At 75.9% G+C, this 11,203-nt stretch carries 10 protein-coding genes; 3 read left to right on the forward strand and 7 right to left on the reverse strand.

Annotated features, from left to right (window positions below; genetic code table 11):
- The first annotated feature begins 25 nt into the window (after window positions 1-25).
- Window positions 26-631 carry a redoxin family protein gene (locus KBX63_RS18235; protein WP_210912413.1) on the forward strand — a complete coding sequence of 202 codons (606 nt, stop codon included), beginning with the start codon at window positions 26-28 and terminating at the stop codon, window positions 629-631.
- Entirely contained in the window at window positions 628-1,581 is a 954-nt protein-coding gene (locus tag KBX63_RS18240; RefSeq protein ID WP_307871752.1) for a cytochrome c biogenesis CcdA family protein, read from the forward strand. The genes KBX63_RS18235 and KBX63_RS18240 overlap by 4 nt, the downstream gene beginning before the upstream one ends.
- On the opposite strand, the gene serS is transcribed toward KBX63_RS18240, so the two are convergent.
- The 4 genes from serS to KBX63_RS18260 all read right to left on the reverse strand — a co-directional run bounded on the left by serS (window position 1,578) and on the right by KBX63_RS18260 (window position 5,884).
- On the reverse strand, window positions 1,578-2,864 hold the full coding sequence (serS, locus tag KBX63_RS18245; protein WP_210912414.1) for a serine--tRNA ligase: 1,287 nt from the start codon (window positions 2,862-2,864) through the stop codon (window positions 1,578-1,580). The two genes, KBX63_RS18240 and serS, sit on opposite strands and share 4 nt — an antisense overlap.
- 113 nt (window positions 2,865-2,977) lie before the next feature.
- A complete protein-coding gene (locus KBX63_RS18250) occupies window positions 2,978-4,105 on the reverse strand; it encodes a MerR family transcriptional regulator (protein ID WP_210912415.1) in 1,128 nt (375 codons plus the stop codon).
- A gap of 25 nt (window positions 4,106-4,130) precedes the next feature.
- Window positions 4,131-5,375 (reverse strand): trans-acting enoyl reductase family protein, encoded by a 1,245-nt coding sequence (locus KBX63_RS18255; RefSeq protein ID WP_210912416.1) that lies wholly within the window; start codon window positions 5,373-5,375, stop codon window positions 4,131-4,133.
- A gap of 68 nt (window positions 5,376-5,443) precedes the next feature.
- On the reverse strand, window positions 5,444-5,884 hold the full coding sequence (locus KBX63_RS18260) for a hypothetical protein (protein ID WP_210912417.1): 441 nt from the start codon (window positions 5,882-5,884) through the stop codon (window positions 5,444-5,446).
- A 76-nt stretch (window positions 5,885-5,960) separates the two neighbouring features.
- Here KBX63_RS18260 and KBX63_RS18265 point away from each other — a divergent pair, with 76 nt between their 5' ends.
- Entirely contained in the window at window positions 5,961-8,867 is a 2,907-nt protein-coding gene (locus KBX63_RS18265; protein WP_374102242.1) for a LuxR C-terminal-related transcriptional regulator, read from the forward strand.
- A 20-nt stretch (window positions 8,868-8,887) separates the two neighbouring features.
- Here the strand turns inward: KBX63_RS18265 and KBX63_RS18270 are convergent, their stop codons facing one another.
- From KBX63_RS18270 to KBX63_RS18280, 3 genes are all read right to left on the reverse strand, one after another.
- Entirely contained in the window at window positions 8,888-9,436 is a 549-nt protein-coding gene (locus KBX63_RS18270; protein WP_210912419.1) for a DsbA family protein, read from the reverse strand.
- Complete coding sequence (locus tag KBX63_RS18275) at window positions 9,433-9,927, reverse strand: redoxin domain-containing protein (protein WP_210912420.1); 495 nt, start codon at window positions 9,925-9,927, stop codon at window positions 9,433-9,435. Before KBX63_RS18275 ends, KBX63_RS18270 begins: the two co-directional genes overlap by 4 nt.
- A gap of 64 nt (window positions 9,928-9,991) precedes the next feature.
- Complete coding sequence (locus KBX63_RS18280) at window positions 9,992-10,678, reverse strand: BON domain-containing protein (protein ID WP_210912421.1); 687 nt, start codon at window positions 10,676-10,678, stop codon at window positions 9,992-9,994.
- Window positions 10,679-11,203: the final 525 nt, after the last annotated feature.

Here is an 11,203-nt window from a genome sequence, read left to right on the forward strand (position 1 = left end):
CTAACGATTGTGGAGGGAGACGCGGATGCGCAGCTGGCACGTACGGAGGCGACCACCCCGGCTCGGCACCGCCGTCGCGCTGGTCGCGGCGCTGCTCGGCGCGGTCTCCTGCACCGGGACGGCCACCCCGCCACCGGCGTCCGCCGACACCCCACCGGCCGTCACCGCCACCGCCGCCGCGAGCGGCTCGCCGACCGCCGCCCCGGCGCAGCCCCCGGCCCGGGTCCCGGACACCCTGCGCTTCACCGGGACCACCCTCACCGGCACCGCGTTCGACGCGGCGCAGTTCGCCGGCCGACCGGTGGTGCTCTGGTTCTGGGCGCCGTGGTGCGCCACCTGCGCCAGCCAGGCCTGGACGGTGGCCGAGATCGCGCCCCGGTACCGGGACACGGTGCCGATCATCGGTGTCGCCGGGCTCGGCGAACAGCGGGCGATGAAGGACTTCGTCACCGAGTTCGAACTTGCCGGGACGCCGCAGATCGACGACCGCGCCGGCGCGCTCTGGCGCCGGTTCAAGGTGACCGAGCAGAGCACCTTCCTGATCATCGATCGGGACGGCAAGGTCGTCCATCAGGGCTTCCTGGACGGCGAGGCGCTCACCGCCCGGGTCACCGCGCTGGCCGGGGCGTGACCGCCCCGCTGCTGCTCGCGCTGACCGCCGGCATGCTCGGCGCCGTCAACCCGTGCGGCTTCGCGTTGCTGCCCGCGTACCTCTCGCTGCTGGTCGCCGGGGCGCCGGACGCCCGCGGCGCGGTCGGCCGCGCGCTCACCGCGGCGGCCGGGCTCACGCTGGGGTACGTGCTGGTCTTCGGCGCCTTCGGCCTGGCGCTCGCGCCGTTGGCCGGCTGGCTGCGGCCCCGGTTGCCGTGGCTGACCGTGGCGCTCGGGTTGCTGCTGGTGGCGGCCGGGTGCTGGCTGCTCGCCGGCCGGCGGTTGCCCGCCCCGGGCTGGTCCGCCCGGGCACCTCGGCTGACGCGTTCCTGGCCGTCGATGGCGTTGTTCGGCGCCGCGTACGCGTTGGCCTCGCTCGGGTGCGCCATCGCGCCGTTCCTGGCCATCGTGGTGACCAGCCTCCAGGCCGGCTCGACCGGCCGCGGGCTGGCGCTGTTCGGCGCGTACGCCCTCGGGATGGGGCTGGTGGTCGCGGTCGCCGCGCTCGGCGTGGCGCTGCTGCGCGACGGTCTGGTGGCCCGGCTGCGCGGCGCCGGCGCGCTGGTGCCCCGGCTCAGCGGCCTGGTGCTGCTGCTCGCCGGCGGTTACGTCGCCTGGTACGGCTGGTACGAGCTGCGGCTGGCCGCCGGCCGTCGCGACGCTCCGCACGACCCGGTGATCCGGGCGGCGTCCCGGGTGCAGCACGCCCTCGCCGACACCCTCGACACGCTCGGCCCGGCGGCGTTGCTCGCCGCCCTCGTCCTGCTCACCGCGCTGGGTGTGGGCTTGAGCGTGAGGAAGGGCACCTTCCTAACGCCTGCGGTAGAGGAAGGGGCCCTTCCTAACGTCGGGCCCGAGCGCAGGACGGCGCCGGCGGATACGTCGACGGGAGCCGGGATGGACCCGGCCCCCGTCGAACGGATCGGCTAGCGCAGCGGGGTCAGGCGGTCGGTGCCCAGGCGGTCGCGGAGGACCTCGGGGATCAGCACTGAGCCGTCGGCCTGCTGGTACTGCTCCAGGATGGCCGGGAAGAGCCGGCTGGTGGCCAGTGCCGAGCCGTTGAGGGTGTGCACGAAGCGGGTCTGCTTGCCACCCGGCTCGCGATAGCGGATGGCCGCCCGGCGGGCCTGGTAGTCGCCGGCCCAGGAGACCGACGACACCTCCTTGTACTTGCCCGTGCTCGGCATCCACACCTCGATGTCGAGGGTCTTCCTCATCGACGCGCTGGCGTCACCGGCGGAGAGCAGGGTGCGCTGGTAGTGCAGGCCCAGCCCCTCCACCAGGCTCTCCGCGTGGGCGAGCATCTCCTCCAGCGCCGCGTCGGCCTGCTCCGGCAGGGTGAACTGGAAGATCTCCACCTTGTTGAACTGGTGCCCGCGCACCGTGCCGCGCTCGTCCGAGTGCGAGCCGGCCGACTCGCGCCGGTAGCACGGGGTGTACGCGAACGCCTTCAGCGGCAGCTTCGTGGTGTCCAGGATTTCGTCCTGGTACGCGCCGAGGATCGCCGTCTCCGAGGTGGGCAGCAGGAACTGCCCGCGCGGGGCGCTGTCCCGGTCCAGGTGGTAGACGTCGTCGTAGAACTTCGGGAACTGCCCGGCGGCGAAGCCGGCCGAGTCGAGCAGCAGGTGCGGCGGGAGCAGGAACTCGTACCCGGCCCTGATGTGCTGGTCGATGAAGTAGTTCAGCAGCGCCCACTCCAGCCGCGCGCCGACCCCGGTGTACATCCAGAAGCCGGAACCGCCGAGCTTGACGCCGCGCTCGTAGTCGACCAGGCCCAGCGCCCGGGACAGCTCCACGTGGTCGCGGACCTTCTCGATGGCCGGCGGCTCGCCGAAGGTCTTGACGACCCGGTTGGCCTCCTTGCCGCCGGGGAGGACGTCCTCGCTGGGCAGGTTGGGCAGCTCGCTCATCGCGTCGCGCAGCCGGGCCTGCACCTCGTCCAACTGGGACTCCAGCTCGGCGAGCTGCTTGCGCTCCGCCTCCGGCGCGGTGACCTGCGGCTCGGTGCCGGCACGCTTCGCCTGCGCGTACGCCCGGGCCTCCGCCTTGCGGCGCTGCCGCTCCGCGTCGATCTCCGTGATGAGGGCGCGCCGTTCCTGGTCGAGCCGCTGGATCTCGTCCAGGGCCCGGGTGACCTCGGCGGGATCCAGTCGCTTCGCCAGCGCGGTCGCCACCGCCTCGCGATCCTTCCGGATCAACTCCATGTCGAGCATGCTGCTCCGTACGCCTCCGTCCGGGGTCAGGTGGACCCACAGATGCTACCGTCGCGCGCCGTTCGCTTCGGGACGGGGAGCGCGAGCCCACCCGGCGGGAGCGGACGGCGGGTTCAGAGCCGGATCGGCATCAGCACGGAGAACGTGTCCGTGTCGTCCGGGCGGCGTACGGCCAGCGGGGCGATCGGCCCGTCCAGTTCCAGGACCAGCTGCGACCCGCCGGCGGCGTCCAGCGCGTCCAGCAGGTACGCGCCGTTCACCCCGATCCGCAGCCCGCCGATCGGGTCGGACCCGGCCAGTGGGTCCGGGGGCAGGTCGGCGGCGGGAAGGTCGGCGGTGGGCAGCAGCCGCAGGCTGCCCCGGTCGTCGAGGCCGAGCACGGTGACCGCCAGCTGGGTGCCGCCGTATTCGCGGCCCACCGTCGGCGCGGCCGGGTCGGTCAGCGCGGCCCGCAGCGCCGGCACGTCCACCGGGATCCGGTACGCGGCCGGTCGCTCACCGACGGCCTCACGCAGCAGCCGCCGGTAGTCCGGGAAGTCGTAGGGCAGCGCGGTGCCGGTCAGCGTCCGGTCGGCCACCGCGACCCGCAGGTCGGCACCGGCCACGGTCAGCCGCACCGGCCGGGTGTCGGCGGCGTCGAGCAGCGCCCGGCACCGGTCTATGAGGTCCACCGGGACGAGCACCCGCACCAGCGGTCCGTCGACGGTCGCCCCGGCCCGGGCCAGGGCGAGCCGGTGCCGGTCGGTGGCGACGAGCCGGACGCCGTCCGGCTCCACGTCGACCAGCACGCCGGAGAGCACCGGCAGCTCCGGGTCGGCGCCGACGGCGAAGCGCACCGCGTCGACGGCGGCGGCCAGTTCGGTGGGGGAGAGCAGCAGCGTGGTGGTCGCCGGCGGCGCCGGGTCGACCAGGGCCCGGAGGCGGGCGACCTCCCGACGGGCGTCCGCGAGCCCGTCCGCCAGCCGGCGCAGGTGCGTGTCGAGCAGCCGGTGCACCGCGGCCGGTTCGGCACGCACCGCCGTGGCGATCTCCGGCACGGGCATGCCGACCCGGCGCAGCCCGGCCACCAGCCGGGCCGGGGCGATCTGCGCCTCCGTGTACCAGCGGTAACCGGTCACCGGGTCGACCAGGGCCGGTTCGAGCACGCCGGCCGAGTCGTAGAAGCGCAGCGCGCTGACGGTCAGGCCGCTGGCCCGGGCCAGCTCACCGATGCTGTGCAGGTCGCTCTCCACGACGGGCATCCTGCCCCCTCGACCCGGTCGAGGGTCAAGCCGCCGGCCCCGCGTCCGACGCGGCGGCCGTCCGGTCGGCGGCCTCGGGCACCCGCGTCGCGGCCTCCTCCTTCAGCACCCGGAAGGTGAGCCCGGCCCGGATGAGCCGGTCGAGCAGCGCGTCGCCCATCGCGGCGACGGGGGTGAGCTGCCCGCTGGTCGACGCCAGCTCGTCGAGCGCCAGGCAGAGCGCCGATTCGGCGAGCATCTTCGCCGTCTCGTCGTAGCCCGGGTCGCCGCCGGCCACCTCGGTGACCACCCGGCGCCCGCCGCCGGTGCCGACGAACCGGACCCGGAACCAGGACGCCGCCCGCTGCTGCGGGGTGGGCCCGTGCCCGGACGCGAGCCGGCCGAGCAGCCAGCGCCGGGTGGGCGGCAGCTTCACCAGCCCGACCAGCGCGCCGAGCCCGGCGGCCCCGGCCAGCACGGTCGGCAGCCGCTTCACCGCGGCGAAGTGCCGGTAGCGGAAGTCCGGACCGTACTCCGGCCGGGCCGCCGCCGAGCGGCGTACCACCTGCGGGTCGATGGTGGGCAGCGGCACGGCCCAGACGCCCAGCTCCGCCGAGCGGCCCAGCCGGCCCGGCACCGCCCGGACCCGGCGGTCGGTGGGGCGCGGCTCGACCGCCCGGCGCTCCCGGGCGGCCCGGCTGGCCTGCCCGGTGCGGGAGAACGCGGTGAGCGCGGAGTGGTACGTGCCGGCGGACAACTTGCCCTCGGCCCGGACGTACCCGTCCACGGTGATCGGCGCGTCGGCGGGCAGCTGCTTGACGGTGAACCAGACGCCCAGGTCGTGCGGGATGGAGTCGAATCCGCAGGCGTGCACCAGCCGCGCGCCGGTGCGGGTCGCCTCAGCCTGATGACGGACGTACATCAGATCGACGAACTCCGGCTCGCCGGTGATGTCCAGGTAGTCGGTGCCGGCCCGGGCGCAGGCCGCGACCAGCGGCTCCCCGTGGTGGATGTACGGGCCGACGGTGGTGGCCACCACCCGGGCGTTCTCCGCCACCGTGCGCAGCGAGTCGGCGTCGGTCACGTCGGCGGGGAGCAGCGGCAGCCCGGCCAGCATCGGGTCGATCGCGGCGAGTCGGTCCCGTACGGCGGCGAGCCGACCCGGGTTGCGGCCGGCCAGCGCCCAGCGCAGCCCGGACGGCGGGTGCCGGGCCAGGTATTCGGCGGTCAGCCCCCCGGTGAACCCGGTGGCTCCGAACAGCACCACGTCGTACGTCCGCTCCCCAGCCATCCCCAGAGTCTGCCATCCGCCACCCGCCGCGGCAGATCGTGAGCGGGGTGGATCTGTCGAACAGGGCCTCACCCACCATGAACGGGACGGTCCAGCGCGGACCGGTCCGCGCGCAGCACCTCGCCGGCCTCGATGTGCTGCTTCGCCTGGCGCAGCGCCCGGCGGACCTGCAGACCCGGATCGTCGCCCACCAGGTGCGCGGCCAGTCCGACCCTCGGGGTGGCACCGGCCAGCGGGCGGGCGGCCAACTCGGTGCCCCGGCCGCCCGGGGCGGGCCGGACCCGCACCTCGACCGCGCCGTCCAGGCGGCGCAACGGCTCGGGCCACCGGCCGCCGGGTAGCACCCGCTCGGGCGGCCGGCCCACCGTCACCACCTCCCACCGGGCCGGCGCGGCGGGGTCGCCGTCCGCGCGGTGCCGGCCGCGCCGCCGGGGTACGCGGAGCAGCCGCGCCACCCCGGTCAGCGCCGCGCCGCCGAGGGTGGATCCCACCCGCGCCAGCCGTCGCATCGGTCCCACCCGTCCTCCCGGTCCACGTCCCCCGATCCTCGGTCGGGACCGGGTGAAGCGGGCTCGCCCCGAAGGGGTGAACGCGTCCGCGCCGGGTAACCGCTCGCCGACCGGGGGTGGAACGCACTGGTGGGGGTGGAGCCGGGTGCCGGAAGAGCAGGATCGCGCACTGGTCAGCACGGCACCGGGGCATCCGGCGGACCCGCCGCTGCTGGCGTCCCGGCTGACCCCGGCGGTGCCGCCCGAACCGGTGGTGGCCCGGCCCCGCCTGCTGCGCCGGCTGGACGAGGGCAGCGCGGGCCCGGTCACCCTGGTCGCCGCCCCCGCCGGCTGGGGCAAGACCACCCTGCTCGCCTCCTGGGTACGGCTGGCCGACGGCACCGGGGCCGGCCCGGGGCCGGCGTGGGTGTCGGTGGAGGCCGGCGACGACGGCGACCGGCTCTGGGCGTACCTGGCGGCGGCGCTGCGTGCGGCGACCGGGCCGACGGACGGTGGCCTGGCGGCGCCGGTGCCCGACCGACCGCCGCGCCCCGACCAGCTGGAGTTGCTCGCCGCCGCCCTCGCCGCCCTGGACCGACCGGTGCTGCTGGTCCTGGACGACCTGCACCGGGTCGCCGACCCGGCGGCGCTGACCGGGCTGGAGTTCCTGCTCCGGCATGCCGAGCAGCGGCTGCACGTGGTCGTCGGGGCCCGGGCCGGGCTGCCGCTGGCCCTGCACCGGCTCCGTCTCGCCGGCGAGCTGACCGAGATCGGCCCGGACGAGCTGGCCTTCACCGACGACGAGGTGGCCGACCTGCTCACCGCGCACGGGGCGCCGCTGCCGGCCGCCGCCCTGCACCGGTTGGGCGAGCGCACCGGGGGGTGGCCGGCCGCGCTGCGGATCGCCGCGCTGGCGTTGCGCGGGCAACCCGATCCGGAACGCTGGGTGGCGCAGTTCGGCGGGGATCAGCCGGAGATCGCCGGTTACCTGCAGGAGGAGGTGCTCGCCGCGATCGACCCCGCCGACCGGGACCTGCTGCGCCGCACCGCCCTCGCCGAGACCGTCTGCGCGGACCTGGCCGAGGCGCTGACCGGTCGGGACGATGCCGGGCGGGCGCTGGCCGACCTGGCCGGGGCCGGCGGTCTGCTGCACCGGCAGGAGAGCCGCCCGCCGTGGTACCGCTGCGACCCACTGCTGGCCGACCTGCTCCGGGCCGAGCTGGCCCGGCTGCCCACCGACGAGCTGCGTGAGCTGCACGCGCGGGCGGCCGACTGGTACGCCGGTGACGGACGCCCGGTCGACGGGCTGCGGCACGCGCTGGCCGCCGGCCGGTGGGACCGGGCCGGCGACCTGTTCGTCGCGCAGTGGCCGGAGCTGACCCGGTACGACCCCGAGCCGGTGACCGGCCCGACCCCCGCGTCCCCGCCGCCCGAGGTGGTCCGCGCCGACCCGGAGGTGGCGCTGGCCTGCGCCGCCGAGCGGGCGTACGCCGGCGATCTGCCGGCCGCAACCGGCCACCTGCGCGCCGCGGCCGGGTACGCCGACGGCCTACCGGTGCCGCGCCGGGACCGGTTCCTGCGGCTGGCCACCGCGCTGGAGCTGACCCTGGCGCGGCTCGCCGGCGACGCGACCGAGGTCCGCGCCGCCGCCGCCCGGCTGCTGCGGACCCGTCCGGCCGGCGCCGCGCCGACGGTAGTGCCGGGTGCCGCGCCGAGTGGCGCGCCGAGCCCGGCGCCGACGCCGAACCACGCGCTGGCCGCGGGTACGGGCAGCGCCGCCGAGGACGCGGACCTGCGGGCGTTCACCGGCACCGCTCTCGGGCTCGTCGAGCTGGCCGCCGGCGCGCTGCCCGACGCCCGGTTCGTCCGGGCCCGCGCTGCGGCCCGCGAGGCCGGCCGGCCGCGTACCGAGTTGGTCGGCGCCAGCCGCTCCGCGCTGCTGCTCGCGGTGCGTGGCGACCTGCGTGCGGCCGAGCAGGCGGCCCGGGACGCCCTGGGCGTGCCGCCGTGCCGGGGCTGGTCCTGCCGGCTCGACTGCGCCTACGCCCACCTCGCGTTGGCGGTGGTGGCGCTGCACCGCGACCAGCCCGAGGAGGCCGCGGCCAACCTCGCCCTCGCCGCCCCGGCGACCGGCCCGGTCGGCTCCTCCCGGACGGAATCCGGGGACGAGTGGCCGGCGGGGCCGCCCGCCGAGCCGGTGGCGGCGGCGGTGGCCGCCCTCTGCCGGGCGCACCTGTACCGCGACGCCGGTGACCCGGCCGCCGGCCAGCGGCTGCTCGTCCGGGCCCGGGAGTCGCTGACCGGCCGGCCGGCCGCCGCCGAGCTGGCGAACCTGCTGCGGGCGGCCGAGGCCGAGCTGCGGGCCGAGCGGGGCGACCTGGACGGCGCCCGCGACCTGCTGGCCGATGTCACCGACGATCGGGCCGACCCCGCGCTCGCGGTGACGCTGGCCCGGGTGGAGCTGCGGTCCGGCGACATCGGCGCGGCCGGGCGGGCGCTGCCGGACTGGCAGGAGTCGCCGGCCGCGACCTGGCCCCTGCCGGTACGCCTCGACGCCGGCCTGCTGGACGCCGTGCTGGCCGAGCGGGGCGGGGACGGGCGCCGGGCCGGCCGGATCCTGGAGCAGGTGCTCGACCTCGCCGGCCCACAGGGCTGCCGCCGGGTCTTCACTCGCGCCGAACCGCCGGTGCGGGACCTGCTGGCGGCGCACCTGGATGCGGGTACCGCACACTTCTCGCTGGTCAGTGACCTGGTCCGGGGCGCCGAGCAGACCACGGCGCGGCCACCGGCCGAGCCGGGGGGCACGCTCGACGAACCGCTCACCGAGCGGGAGTTGACCATCCTGCGGTACCTGCAGAGCATTCTGTCCAACGTGGAGATCGCCAGCGAGTTGTCGCTCTCGGTCAACACGGTGAAGACCCACGTCCGCAACATCTACCGCAAGCTCGACGCGACCCGCCGGCGTGAGGCCGTCCGGCGGGCGCGCGAGCTGCGGCTGATCTGAGCGGTCGCTGGCCGCGAGGGTCAGGCGTTGGCCGCGGCGTCCACGGCGGTCAGCAGGTCGGGCAGGTCGTACCCGCCCTCGTGCCGGACGTCGTTGACGAAGAGGGTCGGGGTGCCGTTCACCCCGCTGCGGATCCCGCCGACGAAGTCCCGGCGCACACGGTCGGCGTACACCCGGCCCTCCACCTCCGCGTTCAGCTCGTCCGGCGGCAGCCCGAGCTGCTCGACGCCGAGCGAGAGATGCACCGGGTCCAGCTGGTCCTGGTGGTCGTAGAGCCAGTCGTGCATCTCCCAGAACCGGCCGCGGGTCCCGGCGGCCTCGGCCGTCTCTGCGGCTCGTTCGGCGTACGGGTGGACGTTGGCGATCGGGAAGTAGCGGTAGACCATCCGTACCGTGTCGGCCCGCTGCCGCAGCAGCTCGTGCAGGTTGGGGTACGCGGCGCCGCAGAACTGGCACTGGAAGTCGCCGTACTCGACGATCGTGACCGGCGCGTCGGCCGGCCCCCGGACATGGTCGTCGCTGGTCACCGGGTCCCTGAGGCGGGCGGTGACCTGGAGCGGGGTGCTCATCGGGCCATCACCCCCCGGTCGGCGGCGAGCCGGTCCAGCGCGTCGAAGATGCCGTCCGCCCCTGGGTTGACGTTCGGTGTGGAGACGTAGCTCCAGGCCACCGTCCCGGCCTGGTCGAGCACCACCAGCACCCGGGCCGCCTCGCCCGGCGCGGTGTACTCACCGTACCGGCGGGCCACCTCGCCCTTGGGCTCGAAGTCGGCCAGCAGCGGGAACTCGATGCCCTGGCTCCGCGCGTACGCCCGGTGCGACCAGATGCTGTCCACCGAGATGCCGAGCAGCACCGCGTCGTACTGGTCGAACACCGGCGCCGCCTGGTAGAGCGACATCTGGTCACCGCAGACCGGGCTCCAGTCGGCGGGGTAGAAGGCGAGCACGACCGGCCGGCCGCGGAACTGCTCGGGCCCGGTCTGGCGCCCGTCCAAGGTGCTCGTCAGGGTGAAGCCGGGCGCGGGTCGCCCCGGTTGGATCAGCCCGTTCGGATCACTCATGCCCCCAGCCTGCTGCCGGGGCGGGTGAGGCGGGCTCACCCGCCCCGGGTGGTTCCGCGCTCAGTCAGCGCAGCACCGGGGCGACCGCGATGTGGTTCTGCACCTCGCGGATCCCCGGCGCGGACCAGGCCACCTGCTCCACCTCGGCCCGCTCGGGCATCGAGTGCACCAGCCCCGCGAGTACCGCCGTGTCGCCGTGCACCCGGACGCTGATCCGCTCGGCCTCGGTGGCCCCGGCCCGGGCCAGCGCGTCGACGATCCGCTCGGCAAGGTCCCGGCCGTCCGGCACGGCGGACGGACGGACGGTTATCCCGTTGCTCACCCCGCGTACGCCGGTCAGCCTGCTGACTGCCCGCTCGGCGGCCCGGCGCTGGTACTCCCACTCGACCTCGCCGTGCAACGTCACCCAGCCGGCCGAGACCGTGACCTGGAGCTTCTCGACGGGTACGAACGCATCCCACTCCAGCGTGTGACCGGCCGCGGCGGCCAGGTCAGGGTCGGCGCGTTCGGCCTCGCCGGAGAGCCGGACCGTCAGGTCGTTGGCGAGCGCCCGGACCCGGGCGACCCGGTGCGCGGCCCGCTCGGCGGCCCATTTCTTCGCGTAGCTGTCCACCCGCCCGGTCAGCGTGACGACGCCCTCGGCGACGGTCACGCCGATCTCGTGCGGCTGCACCCGCGGTTCCCAGGTCAGCTCGTCGAGTACGGCGGACTGGATGTCCTGGTCGGTACGGGTGATCGTCGCGATGGCCATCTGTCCCTCCTCCGGTGCGTGGACGGCGGACCGGGTGACGGCCGCGGCCGGAGTCCGCCGGGGTCCGATCCTGCCGCCGGGCGGGGTGAGTCGTCCTCGCCCCAGGCGGGTGAGAGCGCGCTACCGCGGCGCGATCGTGGGAGCGCTTCCAACTCGGTTGCGGATCGGCTAGGGTGAGCACGTTCCTCGATCGCGGGAGCCGTTCGCGTCGGGTGGCTGGAGCCAGGGCGCCTCCGGCTCACCTCGCACCCCGTGCCCGTCCCTCGGGCCGCGACGTCCCCACCGGCGACACCCGTCCCCCGGGTGTCCCTCCCGATTTGATCACGTGGTCCGGGCGCAGTCGGCGTCCCCGGACCACCCCACGTCACCGGTCCGCCGTGGCTGCCTGAGGGGTCCGCCGCCCCGGCGGACCGGCCCCCACCCCACCCCGCCCCGCCCCGCCCCATCTCACCGTCGATCTAGGGCATATCGCTGTTAGTCGATCTACCTCCACGACGATGTGCCCTAGATCGACGTGGCGTGCGT

It is taken from the genome of Micromonospora sp. U21, assembly GCF_018070045.1.
Lineage (GTDB): Bacteria > Actinomycetota > Actinomycetes > Mycobacteriales > Micromonosporaceae > Micromonospora.